Raw genomic sequence first — 20823 nt, 5'->3', positions numbered from 1 at the left:
GGCGAGGAATAGGGGGCAGAGGGGTAAAGGTAGCATGCAGCCACGGTCAGGCGCCGATCAGGCCGCGCGCCTGACCGGCTCAAGGCGTGGCGATCAGGCGCCGTGGCACTTCTTGAACTTCTTCTGGCTGCCGCATGGGCACGGATCGTTGCGGCCGACGTCCTTCAGGGCGTTGCGCACCGGTTCCTGGTGGCCGTGGTTGCAGTGCGGGCCGTGGACATGGCCGTGATCGTGGTCATGATCGTGACCATGGTTGCAGTCGGGGCCATGAACATGGGGTTGCTGGGTCATTGCAGGGTCACTCCGGTATGAAAGTGCCGGGGATTATCTCACCACTGCGCGTGATATGCAGGTCCCGATGGATGATCAAACCGCTGCGCAGTTCACCCTGCAGGCGGTAGTGCAACGGCGCGTCGCTTTTGAGCAACTTGGCCAGCGGCTTGAGCTGGCGCCACAGGTTGGTCCGCGCGGTGATCTTGAAGGTGCGTCGGGCGTGCGCGCCGACACTGCGCCACAGGCTGACCTCGTCCTCGGCCAGCAGCACATCGCCCAGCCACACCGAGTAGGTGAGGTTGCGAATGAACAGGCGGCTGTCGTCTGGGTTGTCGATACGCAGGTGCAAGAGAAATTCCTGCTGCAGCAGCCGCGCCTTGACCGTTTCAACACGTGTCAGGTGCACCTCGGGCGGGCGCCAGTCGTCCCCACCCCAACTCGCGCAGCCGGCGAGCCCCGCTAGCAGGGCAGCAAGCAGCAGCAGGCGGGCGGCGGCGATCATCGTCAGTTACCGACGTAGCTGGCGCAGCATTTCTTGAATTTCTGCCCACTGGCGCAGGGGCAGGGATCGTTGCGCCCGGCGCGCAGGGTGACCGTGGGGTCGATGAAGTACCAACGCCCCGCGTGTTGCACGAAGGCTGAGCGCTCGCGGTGCTGATGGTCGCCGTGCGCATCGTGCCAGCGCGCAGTGAAGGTCACGAAGCCATGTTCGGGTTGGCCGCCCAAGACCTCGGCGCTCTCCACCTCAAGGCCCAGCCAGGTGCTCTGGGCGCTCCAGGCTGCCATGGCGGCGCTGTCCAGTGCGGCTTGCTGCGCGGGCAGGGTGGTGCCGACCAGGTAGTCGACCAGTCCCAATACGTAGGCGCTGTAGCGCGAGCGCATCAGTGTCTGCGCATCAGGCGCCGGCGTACCGGCATGGTAGTGCCCGCAGCAGGCGTCCAGCAGGTTGCCGCTGCCACAAGGGCAAACCGAGACACTCATCATCACCACCAGTACTTGCCGAAGTTTTCAGGGTTGGCCCAAAACTTGGCGTTGAGCCAGTCGGGGACCTGCTTGTAATCATGTAGATCATAGGTGAACAAGCTCAGGACCTGCTCGCCTCGGCTGAATTTCTCGCTGGCCGACAACGCCAGGGCGAAGAAATCGGTGTCGTGCCAGCCGCAGACGGGCAGGTCGGCCAGCACTGCGACCCGGCTGGCATTGAGGTTGCGAATGCCGCCCAGCAGGTGCAGGCCGGTGCGCTTGGGCAGATGCTCGAGGCAGTCGACCAGCAGCGCCAGGTCGAAGCGCTGCGCGGCCAGCGCCGGTGGCAGAGGGCCTGGTGCGCAGGTTTCGATGATCACCTGCGGGTGGGCCTGGGCAAAGGCCTCCAGGGCAGGGAAACGTGTGCCCACCAGCAGCAGGCGTTGCGGGGTGAAGCGCTCGAGCAGAGCAGCCAAGGCTTGCTGCGGCGTGCGCTGGGAAGAACCATCGGTCATTGCCATTCCTCGTTCAGGTGCTGCAAGACTAGCGGGCTGCGGGCCGCCGGCATAGAGGCCGCTCGCAGCGTCATGGCGCATTGCTGGCAGGGATGGACGACGCGGTCTTTACTGGCAGGGATCGGCCTGACGCCGATTCCCATGGAGAGACTGAGAATATGAGCATAGTACGCGCAGCGTTACCCTTGGTTCTATTCAGCAGTGTGCTGACCGGTTGTGCCGGTCTGCAAAAGACCGACTGGCCGAAGTGCGCTGCCGTCGGGGGTGTCGGCGGCGCCGCCCTGGGTGCCTTCGAAAGTACCAGCTGGGCCGGTTGGGGCGCCTTGCTCGGCGGTGGTCTGGCCGCGGGCTACTGCTGGGCGCATGGCGACGGTGACGAGGATGGCGACGGCGTACCGGACAGCCGCGACAAGTGCCCTGGCACGCCGCGCGGGGTGCAGGTCGATGCCAACGGTTGCCCGCCGCAGGTCGAGGAAGTGGCGGTGGTCGAGGAAGTGGTGGTGGTCAAGGAGGAAGTCATCGTCATTCGCGACGTGCACTTCGAATTCAACTCAGCCGGGCTCACGCCTGCCGACCGCGAACGCCTGAGCAGCGTCGCCACGCGCTTGAAACAGGAAGCGCCCAGCGCCCGCCTGAGCGTGACCGGCCACACCGACAGCGTCGGTTCCGATAGCTACAACCAGAAGCTCTCAGAGCGCCGTGCCCAGTCGGTGACCCGCTATCTGATCGAAAGCGGCGTCCCGCGCGCCAGCTTCGTCTCGGTCATGGGGGCCGGCGAAACCCAGCCAGTGGCCGACAACGCCACCGCCGAAGGACGCGCCATGAACCGTCGCACCGAGATCAAGATCCAGCGTTGAGCCGCAAGCGCCTGCGTCACCCTCTTGCAGGCGCGTGTTCGACTGGCGAAGGCCTGGCCGAGTAGGTAGTGTTGGCTGGGTCGCTCGCTGCAGCGGGTACGCCGGGATAACTATAAATAGACACAAGGGGAGCAGGGCATGAAATTCATCCTGGGCCTGGGCAAGGTCCTGACGGTGGCGTTCTGGGGGGTGGTGCTGTTCAATCTGCTCATGCCGCAACCGTTGCCGCTGAATCTGTTGATCAATGCCGTAGGCGTCTTCGTGTTCGGCCTGCATCTGCTCGAAGTGCTGTTGTTCAACACCAGCTTGCGCGGGCGCAGCCATCGGTGGTTCGACCGTTTGCAGATTCTGCTTACCGGTATCTTTCATGTCATGTCCATTCCCCGTCCGCAGGAGGCGCCTCGCCATGCGTAAGATGATGTTGCTGGCGCTGTTCGTGGCCCCGCAGGTGCTGGCTCAGAGCCTGGAAGTCGCTCCGCATTCGATGCTGCGCTTGCCGAGCAAGTCGGCCAGCGTGCACCTTGAGCAGCTGCGCGTGGCAGACTCGGCGACCTTGCTGTTGCCGGCCAGCCTGACCGAGCTGAAGATCGATGACCTGCACTTGGGCCGTGAAGCACGCATTGCCATTGCCCCCGCCGAGTCGGCCTTGGCCATCGACGTGCGCCGTGCGGTGCTGGGCGAGGGTAGCGAAATCAGCGCGCCTGGCGCTGCAGGCAGCTACGAACGGGCGGCGCGCTCAGGGCGCAGCCTTGAACTGACGCTGGCCGAACTGGACGCCGAGCGCCTGGCCATCGATGCCCGAGGCGGCGCCGGAGCGCCGGGCTACGTCGGTCTGGATGGTGCCAATGGCCAGGCTGGTGGCTGCACCTGGGGCCAGGCAAGCCGTGGAGCCAATGGCGACGACGGCGGCAATGGGCATGACGGCGCACCCGGCGGGCGAATCCGCCTGCATGTGCCCCGAGACTTTCCCGAAGAGCGCATCGTCGTGCGCCTGGACGGCGGTGCGCCCGGCAAGCCCGGCGCGGCCGGCAAGGCGGGCAAGGGCGGGGCGAGCAAGGGTTGCCTGGTCTACCGTACCGACAAAGGCGCCAATGGCCGGCCGGGTCAGGAGGGCCAGCCCGGGCTGGCTGGCGCTCAAGGTGAGCTGATCCTGCAACGCTTGTGAGGCTTCACTCCGAGCGCGGCGTGCCGGGCGTTCGGGGTCAACGTTCGATCAGATCGGCAGGCGGGCACTGGCCACGGCGACGATGGCCAGGCCCAGCAACAAGTTGGCGCCCACCAGGCGCCGAATCCGCGCCAACGCCGCGGCTGCGGCCGGCCAGTTCTCGGCCTGCACCGCCGCCTTCAGCTCTGGCAGCAACAAGGCCTGGATGCGCATGAACAGCGCGAACATGGCGATCGCCCCACCGATCATCACCTGCACGTACCTGGGCGCGGTTTCGAAGCCGCTGAAGCGCAGGTGCAGCATGCCAATACCACTGATCGCCAAAATCGCCACGGCCAGCCAGACCCAGACGAAGAAGCGTCGGAAAACTTCCAGCCACAGGCGTAGCCGCGCGGGCCCCTCCAGCGCTGAAACCGTTGCCGGACGCAGCACCAGCCAGGCGAAGAACATGCCGCCCACCCACACCAGGGCGGCAAGAACATGCAGTGTGTAAGGCAAGGCAAAGGCAAGCATCCGGATCTCCATGCGGCACAATGGGCAATAGCGGGGTATGATAGCCGCCCCATGCGCAACACTGAAAATATATCCAGCCCTACGGGCGCCTGCAGACCATGATCAGCAACGAACTCAAAGCCACCATCCAGGGCGCCTACTCGCGTTTTCTCGAAGCCAAGAGCCTCAAGCCACGCTACGGCCAGCGCCTGATGATCGCCGAAGTGGCCAAGGTGCTCGGCGACATCGCCTGCGACGACGAAGGTCGCCGCAGCGGTGAGCCTGCGGTGGTCGCGGTGGAAGCGGGCACCGGTACCGGCAAGACGGTCGCCTACAGCATGGCCGCGATTCCAGCGGCCAAGGCTGCCGGCAAACGCCTGGTGATCGCGACTGCGACCGTGGCCCTGCAGGAGCAGATCGTCTTCAAGGACTTGCCCGACCTGATGCGCAACAGCGGCCTGAATTTCAGCTTCGCCCTGGCCAAGGGTCGCGGCCGTTACCTGTGCCTGTCCAAGCTCGACATCCTGCTGCAGGAGGGCCATGCGCAATCGGCTACCGCTCAGCTGTTCGAGGAAGAGGGCTTTCACATCGAGGTCGACGAGCGCAGCCAGAAGCTTTTCAACAGCATGATCGAGAAGCTCGCCGGCAACCGTTGGGACGGTGATCGTGACAGCTGGTCAGAGGCCATCGACGACCAGGATTGGGCGCGCCTTACCACCGACCATAGCCAGTGCACGGGCCGCCATTGCCCGAATTTCCAACAGTGCGTGTTCTACAAGGCCCGCGAAGGCATGGGCAAGGTCGATGTGATCGTCACCAACCATGACATGGTCCTGGCCGACCTGGCCCTGGGCGGCGGCGCCGTGCTGCCCGATCCGCGCGACACGGTCTACGTGTTCGACGAAGGTCATCACCTGCCCGACAAGGCCATCGGCCACTTCGCCCACTATTCCCGCCTGCGCTCGACGGCCGATTGGCTCGAGCAAACCGCCAAGAACCTCACCAAGCTGCTGGCCCAGCACCCACTGCCGGGCGACCTGGGCAAGTACATCGAGCAGGTACCTGAGCTGGCCCGCGAGGTGCGTACCCAGCAGCAATTCATGTTCACCCTGTGCGAGCAAGTCGCCGATTTTCGTCCAAGCGAAGATACCGAGGGCCGTGAGCGGCCACGCTACCGTTTCGAAGGCGGCGTGGTGCCGGAGCAGATCCGCGAAGTCGGCATCGAACTCAAGAAAGGCTTCGCCCGCCTCAATGACCTGTTCACCCGGCTGGCTGACCTGCTCAAGGAGGGCATGGATGGCGAGGTCAACATCGGCATCGCCAGCCACCAGGCCGAAGAATGGTACCCGCTGTTCGGCAGCCTGGTGACCCGCGCCCAGGGCAATTGGGAGCTGTGGACCGCCTTTACCGCCGAGGACCCGCAGGACAGCCCGCCCATGGCGCGCTGGCTGACCCTGGCCGAGAGCGGCGCGCTGTTCGACATCGAAGTCAACGCAAGCCCCATCCTGGCCGCCGAAATGCTGCGGCGCAGCCTCTGGAGCGTCGCCCATGGCGCATTGGTGACCTCCGCAACCTTGACCGCACTGGGCAAGTTCGACCGTTTCCGCATGCGCTCGGGGTTGCCGCGCGATGCCGTAACCTGCGTGGTACCCAGCCCGTTCGTGCACGGCGATGCCGGGCTGCTGCGGGTTCCGGACCTCAAGGCCGATCCGCGTGATGCAGCGGCGCACACCGCCGCGATCATCCGCGAGCTGCCGAACATCGTCGAAGATGCTCGCGGCGCGCTGGTGCTGTTCTCTTCGCGCAAGCAGATGCAAGAGGTGTTCGACGGCCTGGACCGCGACTGGCGCAAGCTGGTGCTCATCCAGGGCAATCTGTCCAAGCAGGAAACCTTGAACAAGCACAAGGCCCGGGTCGACGATGGGCAGCACAGCGTGCTGTTCGGCCTGGCCAGCTTCGCCGAAGGTGTCGATCTACCCGGTGCCTACTGCGAACACGTGGTGATCGCCAAGATCCCCTTCGCCGTGCCCGATGACCCGGTCGAGGCGGCATTGGCCGAATGGATCGAGGCGCGAGGCGGCAACCCGTTCATGGAAATTGCCGTGCCCGACGCCTCCCTGCGCCTGATCCAGGCGTGCGGACGGTTGCTGCGTACCGAGCAGGACCGCGGCGTCATCACCTTGCTCGACCGGCGTCTGGTCACTCAGCGCTATGGCAAAGCTATTCTCAACGCGCTACCGCCGTTCCGGCGAGAGATTTCCTGACGGCCGGCGCACGATGCGCCGGCCTGTTGTCCATACTCAGTCGCGGGCTCATGAGGGTCCGGAAGGAGAGCCCCAGCCCTATGATCCGCCGCAGCTTGCCCGTGGTACTCACCTTGTTGTTCAGCACGCCGTCGCTGGCTGGGCAACAGACGCTGTTCAGCTTCGTGCGCCCAACTTCGCAGGTCAGCGTGGCAACCGAGAACAGCGGCATGCCCCAGTACAATGCGGAGCAGACGGCCGAGGGCGAAGTGCTCAGGCGCGTGGTGTTCAACCCTGTCGAACGCCCGACCTTGCGCCTGAGCCCGCAGGCCGGCGTATGGGACTGGTCGGCTGGGCAGTTTCTGACCCTGCGCATGCAGAGCGCCCAGGACTGGGCCTTGACCGTCGATGTCACGGTGCTCGGCAGCGATGGCCGCAGCCTCACCAGCCGCGTCGACCTGCCGGCAGGCCCTGCGCAAACCGTCATGGTGCCGCTCAAGGCCATGTCGCCGCTGAGCCAAGGCATGCGTGCGGGGCCGCCAATGCCTTGGATGCACCAGGGGCAGCGGGTGCTGCTGACCAGCAGCGCTGGGGCACTGGACCTCAAGCAGGTGGCTTCGGTCAGCCTGAGCATTGCGAATCCGAACGTTGCACAGAACCTGTTGATCGAGAAAGTCGGCATTCAGGATGACGACCAGGCTTATCAAGCCGCTTATCGCGACTTGATCGACGCCTACGGCCAGTTCTCCCGAGGCCGCTGGCCGGAGAAGATCACCAGCGACGAGCAGCTCAAGGCGGCGGAGCTGCGCGATCAGCAGCAGCTCAAGGGCTGGCTTGCCGAGCGCCAGCAGTTGCGCCTGGACAGCTACGGCGGCGTGGTGGCCGGGCCGGCTTTCGAAGCCAAAGGGTTCTTCCGCACCCACAAGCGCGACGGCCGTTGGTACCTGGTGACGCCGGAAGGCCATCCGTTTTTCTCGCTGGGCGTCAATGCCGTCGCCGCCGATGGCGGGCGCACCTATGTCGCCGGGCGCGAAGCCATGTTCCAGGCCTTGCCTGCAGAAGGCGATGCGCTGTCGGCATTCTATGGCCAGGGCAACAATGACGATGGCAATGCCTCCTCGCAGGGACGTGCCTTCAAGCAGGGCCGCTGGTTCGACTTCTATGCCGCGAACCTTCAACGCAGTCACGGCACGCCGTGCGCGCCTGCGGTCGAAGGGCAGGCTGCAGCGCCGTGCCCCACCCCGATGCTCGATGCAGCCCGCTGGCAGGCGCATACCCTGGATCGCCTTCAGGCCTGGGGCTTCAACACCCTCGGCAACTGGAGCGACCCGGCCCTGGGTCAAGCGCGGCGCATGCCCTATACCTTGCCGCTGTCAATCGTGGGCGACTATGCCAGCATCAGCACCGGCATGGACTGGTGGGGGCGCATGCCCGATCCGTTCGACCCGCGCTTTGCCATGGCCACCGAGCGCGCCGTTGCCATCGCCGCGCGTGACCACCGCGACGACCCGTGGTTAATCGGTTACTTCGCCGACAACGAACTGGCCTGGGCCGCCCCCGGTAACGATCCCAAAGCCCGCTATGGCCTGGCCTATGGCACCCTGCGCCTGACCACCGACGTGCCGGCCAAGCGCGCCTTTCTCAAGCAGCTGCGCGACAAGTACCGCAATCAGGAGGGCCTGTCCAAGGCCTGGGGCATCGAGCTGCCGGCCTGGGAGCTCATGGAAGATCCAGGCTTCGAAGCGCCGCTGCCCGACCCGCAGCACCCGGAGATCGAGCGTGATTATCAGTACTTCCAGCAGGTATTTGCCGAAACCTACTTCAAGACCATCGCCGATGCGCTGAACTGGCATGCGCCCAACCACCTGCTGCTCGGCGGACGCTACGCCGTGAGTACCCCGGAAGCGGTGAAGGCGTGCGCCGAGTTCTGCGATGTCCTGAGTTTCAACTTCTATACCCTCAAGCCCGAAGATGGCTACGACTTCGCTCGCCTGGCCGAGCTGGACAAACCGGTGTTGGTGTCGGAGTTTCAGTTCGGTTCGCGCGACCGCGGGCCGTTCTGGCCTGGCCCGGTGGAAGTCGCCCGGGAAGAGCAGCGCGGGCCGGCCTATGGCAATTTTCTCGACGCGGCCCTGGCCCAACCGGTGATCGTCGGTGCGCACTGGTTCCAGTACCTCGACCAGCCGGCCAGTGGGCGTCTGCTCGACGGCGAGAACGGTCACCTGGGGCTGGTGGCGATTACCGATGTGCCGTACCCAGGCTTCGTCGAGGCTGTGCGCAAGCATAATGTGCAGTTGCTTGGGCAATTGCGTAAGAAGCTTGAGCCAAAGGCCCCTTGACGCTCGGCAGTTGGCGACCATCGAGCGACAGCCAGTTTGCAAAACAGCCAACTACTGAAACAATGCACCCCTTTTCAGCCATGTCGTATGGAGAATAGCGGGTGCAGATCCAGGGCCATTACGAGCTGCAGTTCGAAGCGGTACGCGACGCCTTCGCCGCATTGTTCGAAGATCCCCAGGAGCGCGGCGCCGCGCTGTGTGTTCAGGTCGGTGGGCAGACTGTGCTCGATCTGTGGGCCGGCAGCGCCGACAAGGACGCTCAGCACGCCTGGCACAGCGACACCATCGCCAACCTGTTCTCCTGCACCAAGCCCTTCACCGCCGTCACGGCGCTGCAGCTGGTCGGCGAGGGCAAGTTGGCATTGGACGTACCGGTAGCCCACTACTGGCCCGAATTCGCCCAAGCTGGCAAACAACACGTCACCCTGCGCCAGTTGCTCAGCCATCGCGCCGGGTTGCCGGCGATCCGCGAGCTGCTGCCGGCCGAGGCGTTGTATGACTGGCAGGCCATGGTCGATGCCCTGGCCGCCGAAACTCCGTGGTGGACGCCTGGCACCGAGCATGGCTATGCCGCCATCACCTATGGCTGGCTGATCGGCGAGTTGATCCGGCGGGCCGACGGCCGCAGCCCTGGGCAGTCGATCGTCGACCGTACGGCCCGGCCATTGGGCTTGGACTTTCACGTCGGCCTGGCCGACGAGCAGTTCCATCGGGTCGCGCATATCGCGCGCGGCAAGGGCAACCTTGGGGATGCGGCCGCCCAGCGCCTGCTGCAGGTCACCCTGCGCGAGCCCGAAGCGCTGTCTACCCGTGCCTTCACCAACCCGCCAGCGATCCTTACCAGCACCAACAAGCCTGAGTGGCGGCGCATGGAGCAGCCAGCGGCCAACGGCCATGGCAATGCACGTAGCCTCGCCGGTTTCTATGCCGGTCTGCTCGACGGCAGCCTGCTGGAGTCCGAACTGCTCGATGAGTTGACCCGCGAGCACAGCCTCGGCCAGGATCGCACCTTGTTGACCCAGACCCGCTTTGGCCTCGGTTGCATGCTCGATCAGCCCGAGGTCGCCAATGCCACCTTTGGCCTCGGCGCCCGCGCGTTCGGGCATCCTGGCGCGGGCGGCTCGGTGGGGTTTGCCGACCCTGAGCGCGATGTCGCATTCGGCTTCGTGGTCAACACCCTCGGCCCTTATGTGCTCATGGACCCGCGCGCCCAGCAGCTGGTGCGCGTGCTGGGGACTTGCCTTTGATCGGGTAATGCGGGTATTACGCGAACCCTTTGACTATCCTCAATACCAACGCCTGGTTGCCTGGGCAAAATCTCTTTCAATTTCATGGTGTATCGCTGATGTCTTCACATAAAACCTTAGCTCTTGCCCTGTGCTTGGCCGCCATGACCGGCTGCGCCAGCCATTCCCAGGATGCCGCCAACGAAGGCGTCAGCAGCTGGTGGCCATTCGGTTCGGACAAGGTCGCCGACAAGGAAGTGAAAGAGGCGGTCACCGAGAAGGTCGCCAAGGCCGACGCCAAGTCCGAGAGCGCCAGCCGCTGGTGGTGGCCATTCGGCAATGAAGAGAAACAGGCCCAGGCACCCGCTGTACCGAAGATCGATGAAAAGGCCACTCAAGCCTGGCTCGACCAGTACGAGCCGAAGCTGCGTGAAGCGGTCAAGGACAGCAAGCTTGAGGTGGAGCGCCGCGACAACGTACTGGTCGTGACCATTCCAGTGGACAGCTCCTACAACCCCGACCGCCCGAACATGTTGCTGCCCATGACCCTCGGCCCGATCACCCGGGTCGCCAAGGCTGTCGAGGGCGACAACAAGACCGCCGTGCTGGTGCTTGGCCACGCCGATACCAGTGGCGCTGCAGCTTTGAATCAGAAGCTCAGCCTGGAGCGTGCAGCGTCGGTTTCGGCCATCTTCCGCCTCAGCGGCCTGCAGCGTGATCGCCTGTCGCTCAAGGGCATGGGTTCGGAAATGCCGCGTGCGGCCAATGACAGCCCAGAAGGTCGCTCGCTCAACCGCCGCGTGGAAATGCTGCTGACGCCGCAGAACACCATGCTCGCATTGATGGCCAAATACCAGCGCGCCGTTCCGGTGTCGGCGCCAGCGTCGATGGTTGCCGTGCAGGACAGCAAGGCACCGGCTGCCGCAGCCGCACCTGTGGCCAAGCCTGCTGCCAAAGCCGCAGCCAAGCCGGCTGCGAAAAAAGCTGCGACCAAGCCTGCGGCCAAGACCACCGCCAAGGCCAGCGCCAAGAAAAAAGCGGCGCCGGCCAAGCCTGCCGCCAAGAAGGCTGCCGCCGCCGACAAGAAAGTAGCTGCCAACAGCCCTGCGAAGACCAACTGATCGTCAAGGAAACGCAGTCATGACCCAATCCCTGGCCGATATGCGCCGCGACTACACCCGAGATGGCCTGGCCGAAACCCAGGCCCCGGATGAGCCGTTCGCGTTGTTCCAGCAGTGGTTCGGCGATGCGGTGAAAACCGAGCAGCCGCCGGTGGAGGCCAACGCCCTGACCCTGGCCACCGTCGATGCCGACGGTCGCCCGCACTGCCGGGTGTTGCTGCTCAAGGGTCTGGACGCGCGCGGTTTCACCTTCTTCACCAACTACGACAGCGCCAAGGGCCAACAATTGGAGGCCAACCCGTTCGCGGCGATGACTTTCTTTTGGCCAGCATTGGAGCGGCAGGTGCGTATCGAAGGCCGGGTGGAGAAGGTCAGCGCCCGGGAATCGGACGAATACTACCAGGTGCGCCCCTTGGGCAGCCGCCTGGGTGCCTGGGCTTCGCCTCAAAGCCAGGTGATTGCCAGCCGCGAAGAACTCGAGGGCATGGTCAAGGCCACCGAGGCACGTTTCAGCGACACCCAGCCTCACTGCCCGGAGCATTGGGGCGGCTACCGCCTGCTGCCGGAGCGCATCGAGTTCTGGCAGGGCCGGCCAAGCCGCCTGCACGATCGCCTCAACTACCGCTTGGTCGACGGCCAATGGCAGCGGGAACGGCTGGCGCCGTGATGCTTGCACAAGGGCCGCACTGCGGCCCTTTTTCTTGATACCGGGCCGGGCGATGCAGCAATCGGCGGCCAGCGCTTGTCTTAGCCTGAAAGGTGCCTGTACCGGCGCTGAACGAAATCATTTTTATTACATGTGCGTCGTGACAGCGCGCAGCACGAAGCGTCTAATGGACACATAACCTTTTGGAGACCGTACCCATGCGTAAATCTGCTTTGCTGGTGGCGACCTTTACCACTGCGTCGCTACTGCTGGGCGGCTGTGCCTCGAGCCTGACCGGCGACAGCTACTCCCGTGATGAGGCCCGCCGCGTGCAAACCGTGCGCATGGGGACCATCGAATCCCTGCGCCCGGTCAAGATCGAGGGTACCAAGACCCCAATCGGCGGTGGCGCCGGTGCCATTGTCGGTGGTGTCGCCGGCAGCGCCGTCGGCGGTGGCCGTGGCAGTGTGGTGGCTGCGGTGATCGGAGCCTTGGCTGGCGGCCTGGCAGGGTCTGCAGCCGAAGAAGGCATCACCCGCACCCAAGGTGTCGAGATTACCGTGCGCGAAGATGACGGCAGCATGCGTTCCTATGTACAGGCTGTCCAAGAGAATGAAATCTTCCGCGTTGGCGAGCGGGTCCGAATCATGACCGTCGACGGCACCAGCCGCGTCACCCACTGATCCTCAGCCATAAAAACCCCGAAGCGGCGTGGCCGCTTCGGGGTTTTTTAATGGGTGTCTCAGAGACCGAGGATATCGCGCGCCACGGCTTCGGCAATGCGGATGCCATCCACGCCCGCCGATAGAATGCCACCGGCGTAACCGGCACCCTCACCGGCCGGGAACAGGCCCTTCATGTTCAAGCTCTGCAAGTCGGCGCCACGGGTGATGCGCAGGGGCGAGGAGGTACGCGTCTCGATTCCGGTCAGCACTGCATCGTGCAGGTTGTAGCCCTTGATCTGCCGGTCGAAAGCCGGCAGTGCCTCACGGATTGCCTCGATGGCGAAGTCGGGCAGCGCCGGCGCCAGATCGCCCAAAGTGACACCCGGTTTGTAGGATGGCTCGACGCTGCCCAAGGCGGTCGTCGGCCGACCTGCGACGAAGTCGCCCACCAGCTGTGCCGGCGCCTGGTAGTTGCTACCGCCCATGACATAGGCATGGGCTTCCAGGCGCTCCTGCAACTCGATACCGGCCAGCGGCCCGCCCGGATAATCGCGCTCCGGGTCGATGCCCACGACGATGCCGGAGTTGGCGTTGCGTTCGTTACGCGAGTACTGGCTCATGCCGTTGGTGACCACACGCCCTGGCTCGCTGGTGGCGGCCACTACGGTGCCGCCTGGGCACATGCAGAAGCTGTAGACCGAGCGACCGTTCTTGGCGTGATACACCAACTTGTAGTCGGCCGCACCGAGTTTCGGGTGCCCGGCATACTTGCCCAGGCGCGCCTTGTCGATCAATGACTGCGGATGCTCGATGCGAAAGCCCACCGAGAACGGCTTGGCTTCCATGTACACGCCCCGGGCGTGGAGCATGCGGAAGGTATCGCGGGCACTGTGGCCCAATGCCAGGACCACGTGGCGCGAATGCAGTTGCTCACCGCTTTCGAGCACCACGCCGGTCAGTTGGCCATTATCGCTGAGCAGGTCGGTGACCTTCGCCTCGAAGCGTACTTCAGCACCCAAAGCGATCATGTCCTGACGCATCTGCTCGACCATGCCAGTCAGGCGGAAGGTGCCGATATGGGGTTTGTTGATGTAGAGAATCTCGTCCGGCGCGCCGGCCTTGACGAACTCTTCCAGCACCTTGCGCCCGTGGTGGTTTGGGTCCTTGATCTGGCTGTAGAGCTTGCCATCGGAGAAGGTTCCGGCGCCGCCTTCGCCGAACTGCACGTTGGATTCGGGGTTGAGCACACTCTTGCGCCACAGACCCCAGGTGTCCTTGGTGCGCTGGCGCACTTCCTTGCCACGCTCGAGGATGATCGGCTTGAAGCCCATCTGCGCCAGCAGCAAGCCGGCGAAGATTCCGCACGGGCCGAGGCCGACCACGATAGGACGCTCCTGTAGATCGGCCGGCGCCTGGCCGACGTATTTGTAGGTTACGTCCGGCGCCACGCCGATATTGCGATCGTCGGCGAACTTGCGCAGCAGCTCGGCTTCGTTGCTGGCGTGCAGGTCGATGGTATAGATGAACAACAGTTCGCTGTTCTTCTTGCGCGCATCGTAGCTGCGCTTGAACAGGTTGAAGCTCAGCAGTTGCGCGTCGTCGATGCCCAGGCGCTGGACGATGGCTTCACGCAGGGCCTCGTCGGGATGGTCCAGGGGCAGCTTGAGTTCGGTGATTCGTAGCATGACAGGGTCCAATATCCCGGCCATGGGCGGCCGGCGGCTTTACACAAACCGCCAAGTATAAGCTGTTAGCCACCCTGACTGGCAGGATAAAAGCGCCCGGCCATCAGTTGTCGCGGGCACCGCCGTAGTAGCCGCAGCCGTGCAGGGTCTGACCATCGATGCGCAGTTCGGCGCGCAGATGGCGCACGGCGCCGCTGGCGGCATCGACGCAGCGCTGCGGGGCGACCCACAATTCGACGTGTTGGCCGTTGGCTTCGCTGCTCAGGGTCAGACCGCCGCCTGGGACCTCTTCCTCGAGAAACGGCAACGGCAGCGGCTCCTTGCCCGCGCGATCGAGCACCATGCCCCGGCCACTGGCCTGCACCTGCCACTCAGGCGCATGACCGTCGGCACGCAGGGTCAGTTGCTTGAAGTTGGGGTCGTCGCAACCCTGGCGCGATGGCTCCAGACGGTACAGGCGGCTGACCTCGAGCTGACCGTCGTTGTCGGCCTGCTTGGCACCGGTCAGACGGCCACGGACATCGGCAAACAGCTTGGCATTGGCGTCCTTGGCCAGGCTTGCCGACTCTTGCAGGATGCCCGTGGCGGCTACGTCATTGATCACGAAACGTCGCGCTTCGCTGCACGGCTTGAACAGCAGTCGGCCACCCCCGGCGCTGAGCTCGCCCTGCATGCGCGTGGTGCCGATGTTCGGATCACGGGGCTGCTCGGCCAGCAGCTGGCAGCCAGCGAAAAAAGGCAACAAGGCGCTGAGCAGCAGGGTAGGGGTGAGGCGCATCGGGCGGGCTCCGCAAATCGGGTTCAAAGAGCTGGCCACGTTACGCAGGGTGAGCGGGTATCACAAGTGTTTGCTGGCGCGGTACGGCTTGCCTCGCGCAAAGAGAAAAGGGCCCGTAGGCCCTTTGCTCATTCAGCCGCCCAGGTAGGCGTCGCGCACCTTGGGGTCGGTCAGCAGCGCTTCACCGGTCCCCTGCATCACCACCCGGCCGTTTTCCAGCACGTAGGCCCGGTCGGCGATCTTCAACGCCTGGTTGGCATTTTGCTCGACCAGGAACACCGTCACGCCATCGCGGCGCAGTTGCTCGATGATGTCGAAGATCTGCTGGATGATGATCGGTGCCAGGCCCAGCGAAGGCTCGTCGAGCAGCAGCAGCTTGGGTTTGCTCATCAGGGCGCGGCCGATCGCCAGCATTTGCTGCTCGCCACCAGACATGGTGCCGCCACGCTGGATGTAGCGCTCCTTGAGGCGCGGGAACAGCTGCAGGACCTTGTCCAGCTGCGCTTCGTAGTCGCCCTTGTCGGTGAAAAAGCCACCCATGGCCAGGTTTTCTTCCACCGTCAGGCGGGCGAACACACGGCGGCCTTCGGGCACCACGGCGATGCTCTTGCGCATGATGTGCGACGACGGCTGGCCCACCAGCTCTTCGCCCAGGTACTTGATGCTACCGCTGTGCGCCTGCGGCGAGCCGCACAGCGTCATCAGCAGGGTCGACTTGCCGGCGCCGTTGGCACCGATGAGGGTGACGATCTCGCCCTGGTTGATTTCCACGTTGACGCTGTGCAATGCCTGGATCTTGCCGTAGAAAGTGGAAACGTTCTCGAACTTCAGCATTTACGCTTCCCCCAGGTAGGCTTTGATCACATCAGGGTTGTCGCGAATCTCCTCCGGCGTGCCATGGGCCAGCGGCGTGCCCTGGTTGATCACGACGATGTGGTCGGAGATGCTCATCACCAGCTTCATGTCGTGCTCGATCAGCAGCACGGTGACGTTGTGCGACTCGCGCAGGTAGCCAATCAGCGCCTTGAGGTCCTCGGTTTCCTTGGGGTTCAGGCCCGCAGCCGGTTCGTCGAGCATGATGATGCGCGGCTGGGTCATCATGCAGCGGGCGATTTCCAGGCGTCGTTGCTGGCCGTAGGCCAAGGTGCCGGCAGTACGGTTGGCGAACTCGGTCAGGTTGACCTTATCCAGCCAATACTGCGCGCGCTCCATCGCTTCTTGTTCGCTGCGGCGGAACCCTGGGGTCTTGAACAGGCCAGCGAAGAAGTTGGTGTTCAGGTGGCGGTGCTGAGCGATCAGCAAGTTTTCCAGCGCGGTCATTTCCTTGAACAGGCGCACGTTCTGGAACGTGCGCACCACGCCCTTGCGGGCGATCTGATGGCCCGCCAAGCCTTGGATCGGCTGACCGTCCAGCAGGATGGTGCCGCCGCTTGGCTTGTAGAAGCCGGTCAGGCAGTTGAACACCGTGGTCTTGCCGGCACCGTTGGGGCCGATCAGCGCCACGACCTGTTTTTCCTTGACGGTCAGGGCGACGCCGTTGACCGCCAACAAGCCGCCGAAGCGCATGCTCAGGCCGCTGACTTGCAGAATTTCGCGGCTCATCGACGCAGCTCCAGGTGAGGACGTTGCATAGGCAGCAGGCCTTGCGGACGCCAGATCATCATCAACACCATCAGCGCACCGAACATCAACATGCGGTATTCGCTGAACTCACGCATCAACTCAGGCAACAAGATCATCACGATGGCCGCCAGAATCACGCCCAATTGAGAACCCATGCCGCCCAGGACCACGATGGCGAGGATGATCGCCGACTCGATGAAGGTGAACGACTCAGGCGTCACCAGGCCTTGGCGAGCGGCGAAGAAGCTGCCGGCAAAACCTGCGAAGGCGGCGCCCAAGGTGAACGCCGAGAGCTTGATCACGGTGGGGTTCAGTCCCAAGGCACGGCAGGCGATCTCGTCTTCGCGCAGCGCTTCCCACGCCCGGCCGATCGGCATGCGCAGCAGGCGGTTGATGACGAACAACGCCAGCAGTGCCAGGAGCAGGGCGACCAGGTAAAGGAAGATGACCTTGTTGATCGAGTTGTAAGGCAGCCCGAAGAACTCATGGAAGGTCTGCATGCCTTCGGCTGCGCGACGTTCGAAGGTCAGGCCGAACAGCTCTGGCTTGGGGATGTTGCTGATGCCGTTGGGGCCGCCGGTCCAGTCGGTGAGGTTGCGCAGGAACAGGCGGATGATCTCGCCAAAGCCCAAGGTCACGATCGCCAGGTAGTCTCCACGCAAGCGCAGTACCGGGAAGCCGAGGAGGAAACCGAAGGTCGCCGCCATGAGGCCCGCGATCGGCAGGCAGACCCAAAAACTCCAGCCCAGATAATGCGAGAGCATCGCGTAGCTGTAGGCGCCAACGGCGTAGAAGCCGACATAACCCAGGTCGAGCAGGCCGGCCAGCCCCACCACGATGTTCAAGCCCAAGCCCAGCAGCACGTAGATCAGGATCAGCGTGGCGATGTCGACCGCCCCACGTGAGCCGAAAAACGGCCACACCAAGGCGGCGACGATCAGGCCCATGATCACGTAACGCTGGGTTTTCGGCAGGGTCAGGTAGTTGCTGACAGCCGGCGGGATCAGCTTGCGATCCGAACGGCGGCCCATCACCGCATTCCACTGGCGGTCGAAGAGCACGCGCAGGAACATCAATACCGAACACACGGCGATGATGCTGATGGTGAACGAACCTTGGCTGTGCACCACAAGGCTGATGCCATCGATGCTCAGCTTCAGGCCCAGCACCGGAAATGCCACGGCCCAGACCAGCAAGGCGCTGAAGAACGCCTGTTTGAGATTTCTGTTCATACTTTTTCAACCTCCGGGCGGCCGAGAATGCCGGTCGGCCGGAACAGCAAGACAAGAACCAACAAGCCGAATGCCACCACATCCTTGTACTGGTCGCCGAAGATGTCGGCGCCGAAGGCCTCGGCCACGCCCAGCACCAGCCCGCCGAGCATGGCGCCCGGAATGCTGCCGATGCCGCCCAGTACCGCCGCGGTGAAGGCCTTCAGGCCCACCAGGAAGCCGGCGTTGGGGTTGATCACGCCGTACTGCATGCTCAGCAGCACGGCCGCCACCGCAGCCAATGCGGCGCCGATGACGAAGGTGAGGGCGATGATGTTGTTGGTGTTGATGCCCAGCAGGTTGGCCATCTTGATGTCCTCGGCGCAGGCACGGCAGGCGCGCCCGAGGCGGGAACGGGAGATGAACAGGGTGAGGCAGGTCATGGCTACCAGCGTGACCACGAAGACCAGGATCTGCATGTAGCTGACCAGGACCTCCTCGGCGCCGCCTGGCCCGAACGAGAAGCTGCCAGGGATCAGGTTGGGGATGGACTTGTCCTTGGAGTCTTGCGAGAGCAAGACCGTGTTCTGCAGGAAGATCGACATGCCGATAGCGGAAATCAGCGGGATCAGCCGGTTGCTGTTGCGCAAGGGGCGGTAGGCAACCCGTTCGATGCTGTAGCCGTAGGCACTGGTGACGCAGATCGTCGCGACGAAGGCGACGGTCATCAGGATCGGTAACGAGTGGATACCCATCATGGCCAGGCCTGCCAAGGCGATGAAGGCCACGTAGGAACCGATCATGTAGACCTCGCCGTGGGCGAAGTTGATCATGCCGATGATGCCGTACACCATGGTGTAGCCAATGGCGATCAAGGCGTAGGTGCTGCCGATGGTCAATCCATTAACCAGTTGTTGGAAGAAATGGTAGATCTCAGGCATTACAGCGCTCCTAAAAACCTGATTTGCATTTCGCTGGCAGGGGTACGGCCAGGAAACCGCGGGTGACGGTTTTAAGATTTTCAGGTGGGCACGCCCCCGGATCGCGGGGATCAGGCCCATGAACCTCGTAAAACAAAGCCCACTGCTCGCACAGTGGGCTTCAACGGTCAGCTATTAGTCACGCAGTTACTGAGGGGAGACTTCGGTCTTCGGCTTGCCGAAGTGCCATTCGTAGACCACGAACTTGAAGTCTTTCAGGTCGCCTTTCTCGTCGTACGACAGGGTGCCGGTCGGGGTCTTGAACGAGCCCTTGTGAATGGCCTCGGCCACCTTGTCGGTGTCTTCGGACTTGGCCGCTTCGATGCCTTTGGCGATCAGCTCCACAGCAGAATAGGCCGGGAACACGAACGGGCCGCTTGGGTCCTTGCCATCGGCTTTGATGGCGTCGACGATGGCCTTGTTTTCCGGATCGGCATCGAACGACTTGGGCAGGGTCACCAGCAGGCCTTCGGAGGCGTTCTGGGCGATCTGCGAAATGGAGTCGTTACCCACGCCTTCCGGGCCCATGAACTTGGCTTTCAGGCCTTTTTCCTGGGCTTGGCGCAGGATCAGGCCCAGCTCTGGGTGGTAGCCGCCGTAGTAGACGAAGTCGACGTTGTTCTGCTTGAGCTTCTGGATGATCGAGGAGAAGTCCTTGTCACCGGCGTTCAGGCCTTCGAAGACCGCAACCTTGGTGCCTTTCTTCTCCAGGGTTTGCTTGACCGCGGTGGCGATGCCTTCACCGTATTGCTGCTTGTCGTGCAGAACGGCAACGACCTTCGGTTTTACGTGGTCGGCGATGTAGTTGCCGGCAGCCGGGCCTTGGGCGCTGTCCAGACCGATGGTGCGGAAGATCAGCTTGTAGCCGCGGGAGGTGATTTCCGGCGAGGTGGCGGCGGGGGTGATCATGATCACGCCTTCGTCTTCGTAGATGTCGGACGCAGGCTGAGTAGAGCTGGAGCACAGGTGGCCAATCACGAACTTGACGCCATCGTTGACCACTTTGTTGGCGACCGCCACGGCCTGTTTAGGGTCGCAGGCGTCGTCGTATTCCTTGGCTTCGAGCATTTTGCCATCGACGCCGCCCTTGGCGTTGATGTCCTTGATGGCTTGCTTGGCGCCGATGAACTGCATGTCGCCGTACTGGGTCACAGGACCGGTCTTGGGACCTGCGATCCCGATCTTGATGGTATCGGCGGCAAACGAATGGCTGGCTACCCCGGCCAGTACCATTGCGGCGAACAGCTTGGAAATCTTGATCATAGTGCTCCACTCATTCTGTTGTAATTCTTATAGTCCTGGCGGCCAGGGCTACAGACTGGGCGGGATTTGCGGCATGGTCACGCCACGCTGCATGCCCACCTTCCCCCGGAACATGTCCCGGAACTGTACCGGTACAGTGTAGAGCGCTGTCTGCGCGCTTGAAAAGCCGGCAAAAAGTGCCTAGATCGCGGGTTGTCGCATGATCGACAGAAAGATACAGAAAAGCGCCATCACTTTGCCTGCATCTACGGCCCCACCCCACAAGTTCGGGGCCAATCGACCAAATTACATATTTGAAACCGGGTTTTTCTGCAAAAATGCCGACCTTTTTTCATTGGCTATTTTTGCGGATAAAGACCCATGACTGATCAAACAAGCACCCTCTATGCCAAATTGCTCGGCGAGACGGCGATCATCGAGTGGAAAGCTTTGGAGCGTTTCTGGGCCAAGGGTGACCTGATTTGGGTCGAGCCCTCTCTCGACCTGATCGAAGTCGCTGCTGCAATGGCGGAAAATCGCAGCGAGATGGTTGCCAAATGGCGCAACGATGGCACTGTCGGGCCGGTGACCGCCGAGCAGGCGAGCGATCTGCAAAGCCGCGATCCAGAGATCTGGGCGGTGGTGGTTTCGCCGTTCATCGTCATCCAAACCAAAGCCCGTGGGTAAGCGAGATCCGTTTCAGTGCACGCAAATGCACAAGCGCACCTAAAGCGTGCGCGTTGACGCGCACGTAAGGTGGAAGTTGGTAACAGTCGCTTGGCGATTCGGCGGGGCGGTA

22 protein-coding genes are annotated in these 20823 nt (G+C 63.4%); 10 read left to right on the top strand and 12 right to left on the bottom strand.

Going from position 1 to position 20823, the window contains the following annotated elements; all coding sequences use genetic code 11:
• Positions 1-93: 93 nt before the first annotated feature.
• Genes ACLEJW_RS19215 through ACLEJW_RS19200 form a run of 4 tightly spaced genes read right to left on the bottom strand, consistent with a single transcriptional unit; the run spans position 94 to position 1751 of the window.
• Positions 94-291: an SEC-C metal-binding domain-containing protein gene (locus ACLEJW_RS19215; RefSeq protein ID WP_145187771.1), complete on the bottom strand. Its 198-nt coding sequence runs from the start codon at positions 289-291 to the stop codon at positions 94-96.
• 7 nt (positions 292-298) lie between these two features.
• On the bottom strand, positions 299-775 hold the full coding sequence (locus ACLEJW_RS19210) for an LEA type 2 family protein (protein ID WP_313644484.1): 477 nt from the start codon (positions 773-775) through the stop codon (positions 299-301).
• A gap of 2 nt (positions 776-777) precedes the next feature.
• Positions 778-1254 (bottom strand): YchJ family protein, encoded by a 477-nt coding sequence (locus ACLEJW_RS19205; protein WP_440778054.1) that lies wholly within the window; start codon positions 1252-1254, stop codon positions 778-780.
• A gap of 2 nt (positions 1255-1256) precedes the next feature.
• Positions 1257-1751, bottom strand: a complete 495-nt coding sequence (locus tag ACLEJW_RS19200; protein ID WP_440778053.1) for a DUF6231 family protein — start codon at positions 1749-1751, stop codon at positions 1257-1259.
• Between the two features lie 158 nt (positions 1752-1909).
• Here ACLEJW_RS19200 and ACLEJW_RS19195 point away from each other — a divergent pair, with 158 nt between their 5' ends.
• The 3 genes from ACLEJW_RS19195 (at position 1910) to ACLEJW_RS19185 (ending at position 3773) form a co-directional block, all read left to right on the top strand.
• The gene (locus tag ACLEJW_RS19195; RefSeq protein WP_145187759.1) at positions 1910-2608 is read left to right on the top strand and encodes an OmpA family protein; all 699 of its coding nucleotides are present in this window, start codon (positions 1910-1912) and stop codon (positions 2606-2608) included.
• A 138-nt stretch (positions 2609-2746) separates the two neighbouring features.
• Entirely contained in the window at positions 2747-3022 is a 276-nt protein-coding gene (locus tag ACLEJW_RS19190; RefSeq protein ID WP_145187756.1) for a DUF1145 domain-containing protein, read from the top strand.
• Positions 3015-3773, top strand: a complete 759-nt coding sequence (locus tag ACLEJW_RS19185) for a collagen-like protein (protein WP_145187753.1) — start codon at positions 3015-3017, stop codon at positions 3771-3773. The genes ACLEJW_RS19190 and ACLEJW_RS19185 overlap by 8 nt, the downstream gene beginning before the upstream one ends.
• A gap of 48 nt (positions 3774-3821) precedes the next feature.
• Here ACLEJW_RS19185 and ACLEJW_RS19180 read toward each other — a convergent pair whose 3' ends face one another.
• Entirely contained in the window at positions 3822-4286 is a 465-nt protein-coding gene (locus ACLEJW_RS19180; protein WP_313300612.1) for a CopD family protein, read from the bottom strand.
• 98 nt (positions 4287-4384) lie between these two features.
• Here ACLEJW_RS19180 and dinG point away from each other — a divergent pair, with 98 nt between their 5' ends.
• The 6 genes from dinG (at position 4385) to ACLEJW_RS19150 (ending at position 12523) form a co-directional block, all read left to right on the top strand.
• On the top strand, positions 4385-6529 hold the full coding sequence (gene dinG / locus ACLEJW_RS19175; protein ID WP_145187748.1) for an ATP-dependent DNA helicase DinG: 2145 nt from the start codon (positions 4385-4387) through the stop codon (positions 6527-6529).
• 80 nt (positions 6530-6609) lie between these two features.
• Positions 6610-8847, top strand: coding sequence for a beta-agarase (locus ACLEJW_RS19170; protein WP_440778052.1), 2238 nt, complete (start codon positions 6610-6612; stop codon positions 8845-8847).
• 101 nt (positions 8848-8948) lie between these two features.
• Positions 8949-10094, top strand: a complete 1146-nt coding sequence (locus ACLEJW_RS19165; RefSeq protein WP_145187742.1) for a serine hydrolase domain-containing protein — start codon at positions 8949-8951, stop codon at positions 10092-10094.
• 98 nt (positions 10095-10192) lie between these two features.
• Positions 10193-11194: an OmpA family protein gene (locus tag ACLEJW_RS19160; RefSeq protein WP_145187739.1), complete on the top strand. Its 1002-nt coding sequence runs from the start codon at positions 10193-10195 to the stop codon at positions 11192-11194.
• Between the two features lie 19 nt (positions 11195-11213).
• Complete coding sequence (gene pdxH / locus ACLEJW_RS19155; RefSeq protein ID WP_313300624.1) at positions 11214-11861, top strand: pyridoxamine 5'-phosphate oxidase; 648 nt, start codon at positions 11214-11216, stop codon at positions 11859-11861.
• A gap of 197 nt (positions 11862-12058) precedes the next feature.
• On the top strand, positions 12059-12523 hold the full coding sequence (locus ACLEJW_RS19150) for a glycine zipper 2TM domain-containing protein (RefSeq protein WP_145187733.1): 465 nt from the start codon (positions 12059-12061) through the stop codon (positions 12521-12523).
• Between the two features lie 59 nt (positions 12524-12582).
• Here ACLEJW_RS19150 and ACLEJW_RS19145 read toward each other — a convergent pair whose 3' ends face one another.
• The 7 genes from ACLEJW_RS19145 to ACLEJW_RS19115 all read right to left on the bottom strand — a co-directional run bounded on the left by ACLEJW_RS19145 (position 12583) and on the right by ACLEJW_RS19115 (position 20045).
• Positions 12583-14190, bottom strand: coding sequence for an NAD(P)/FAD-dependent oxidoreductase (locus ACLEJW_RS19145; RefSeq protein WP_145187730.1), 1608 nt, complete (start codon positions 14188-14190; stop codon positions 12583-12585).
• 103 nt (positions 14191-14293) lie between these two features.
• The gene (locus ACLEJW_RS19140; protein ID WP_145187727.1) at positions 14294-14968 is read right to left on the bottom strand and encodes a COG3650 family protein; all 675 of its coding nucleotides are present in this window, start codon (positions 14966-14968) and stop codon (positions 14294-14296) included.
• A 132-nt stretch (positions 14969-15100) separates the two neighbouring features.
• The gene (locus ACLEJW_RS19135) at positions 15101-15802 is read right to left on the bottom strand and encodes an ABC transporter ATP-binding protein (protein WP_145187724.1); all 702 of its coding nucleotides are present in this window, start codon (positions 15800-15802) and stop codon (positions 15101-15103) included.
• Positions 15803-16570: a high-affinity branched-chain amino acid ABC transporter ATP-binding protein LivG gene (gene livG / locus ACLEJW_RS19130; RefSeq protein WP_145187721.1), complete on the bottom strand. Its 768-nt coding sequence runs from the start codon at positions 16568-16570 to the stop codon at positions 15803-15805.
• Positions 16567-17823 carry a high-affinity branched-chain amino acid ABC transporter permease LivM gene (locus ACLEJW_RS19125; protein WP_145187718.1) on the bottom strand — a complete coding sequence of 419 codons (1257 nt, stop codon included), beginning with the start codon at positions 17821-17823 and terminating at the stop codon, positions 16567-16569. The genes livG and ACLEJW_RS19125 overlap by 4 nt, the downstream gene beginning before the upstream one ends.
• Complete coding sequence (gene livH / locus ACLEJW_RS19120; protein ID WP_145187715.1) at positions 17820-18743, bottom strand: high-affinity branched-chain amino acid ABC transporter permease LivH; 924 nt, start codon at positions 18741-18743, stop codon at positions 17820-17822. The genes ACLEJW_RS19125 and livH overlap by 4 nt, the downstream gene beginning before the upstream one ends.
• 186 nt (positions 18744-18929) lie before the next feature.
• Positions 18930-20045 carry a branched-chain amino acid ABC transporter substrate-binding protein gene (locus ACLEJW_RS19115; protein WP_313301942.1) on the bottom strand — a complete coding sequence of 372 codons (1116 nt, stop codon included), beginning with the start codon at positions 20043-20045 and terminating at the stop codon, positions 18930-18932.
• Between the two features lie 360 nt (positions 20046-20405).
• Between ACLEJW_RS19115 and ACLEJW_RS19110 the strand changes: the two genes are divergently transcribed.
• Entirely contained in the window at positions 20406-20711 is a 306-nt protein-coding gene (locus ACLEJW_RS19110) for a DUF2288 domain-containing protein (protein ID WP_145187709.1), read from the top strand.
• Positions 20712-20823: the final 112 nt, after the last annotated feature.

Source organism: Pseudomonas sp. SMSB3 (assembly GCF_052041965.1).
In the GTDB taxonomy this organism is placed as follows: domain Bacteria; phylum Pseudomonadota; class Gammaproteobacteria; order Pseudomonadales; family Pseudomonadaceae; genus Aquipseudomonas.
Note: the sequence above shows the minus strand (reverse complement) of the source record. Positions and strands in the feature narration are given on the sequence as shown.

Coding starts and splice junctions, on each gene's coding strand:
- ACLEJW_RS19215 (WP_145187771.1), bottom strand. CDS start 291: ATGACCCAGCAACCCCATGTTCATGGCCCCGACTGCAACCATGGTCAC.
- ACLEJW_RS19210 (WP_313644484.1), bottom strand. CDS start 775: ATGATCGCCGCCGCCCGCCTGCTGCTGCTTGCTGCCCTGCTAGCGGGG.
- ACLEJW_RS19205 (WP_440778054.1), bottom strand. CDS start 1,254: ATGAGTGTCTCGGTTTGCCCTTGTGGCAGCGGCAACCTGCTGGACGCC.
- ACLEJW_RS19200 (WP_440778053.1), bottom strand. CDS start 1,751: ATGACCGATGGTTCTTCCCAGCGCACGCCGCAGCAAGCCTTGGCTGCT.
- ACLEJW_RS19195 (WP_145187759.1), top strand. CDS start 1,910: ATGAGCATAGTACGCGCAGCGTTACCCTTGGTTCTATTCAGCAGTGTG.
- ACLEJW_RS19190 (WP_145187756.1), top strand. CDS start 2,747: ATGAAATTCATCCTGGGCCTGGGCAAGGTCCTGACGGTGGCGTTCTGG.
- ACLEJW_RS19185 (WP_145187753.1), top strand. CDS start 3,015: ATGCGTAAGATGATGTTGCTGGCGCTGTTCGTGGCCCCGCAGGTGCTG.
- ACLEJW_RS19180 (WP_313300612.1), bottom strand. CDS start 4,286: ATGCTTGCCTTTGCCTTGCCTTACACACTGCATGTTCTTGCCGCCCTG.
- dinG (WP_145187748.1), top strand. CDS start 4,385: ATGATCAGCAACGAACTCAAAGCCACCATCCAGGGCGCCTACTCGCGT.
- ACLEJW_RS19170 (WP_440778052.1), top strand. CDS start 6,610: ATGATCCGCCGCAGCTTGCCCGTGGTACTCACCTTGTTGTTCAGCACG.
- ACLEJW_RS19160 (WP_145187739.1), top strand. CDS start 10,193: ATGTCTTCACATAAAACCTTAGCTCTTGCCCTGTGCTTGGCCGCCATG.
- pdxH (WP_313300624.1), top strand. CDS start 11,214: ATGACCCAATCCCTGGCCGATATGCGCCGCGACTACACCCGAGATGGC.
- ACLEJW_RS19150 (WP_145187733.1), top strand. CDS start 12,059: ATGCGTAAATCTGCTTTGCTGGTGGCGACCTTTACCACTGCGTCGCTA.
- ACLEJW_RS19145 (WP_145187730.1), bottom strand. CDS start 14,190: ATGCTACGAATCACCGAACTCAAGCTGCCCCTGGACCATCCCGACGAG.
- ACLEJW_RS19140 (WP_145187727.1), bottom strand. CDS start 14,968: ATGCGCCTCACCCCTACCCTGCTGCTCAGCGCCTTGTTGCCTTTTTTC.
- ACLEJW_RS19135 (WP_145187724.1), bottom strand. CDS start 15,802: ATGCTGAAGTTCGAGAACGTTTCCACTTTCTACGGCAAGATCCAGGCA.
- livG (WP_145187721.1), bottom strand. CDS start 16,570: ATGAGCCGCGAAATTCTGCAAGTCAGCGGCCTGAGCATGCGCTTCGGC.
- ACLEJW_RS19125 (WP_145187718.1), bottom strand. CDS start 17,823: ATGAACAGAAATCTCAAACAGGCGTTCTTCAGCGCCTTGCTGGTCTGG.
- livH (WP_145187715.1), bottom strand. CDS start 18,743: ATGCCTGAGATCTACCATTTCTTCCAACAACTGGTTAATGGATTGACC.
- ACLEJW_RS19115 (WP_313301942.1), bottom strand. CDS start 20,045: ATGATCAAGATTTCCAAGCTGTTCGCCGCAATGGTACTGGCCGGGGTA.
- ACLEJW_RS19110 (WP_145187709.1), top strand. CDS start 20,406: ATGACTGATCAAACAAGCACCCTCTATGCCAAATTGCTCGGCGAGACG.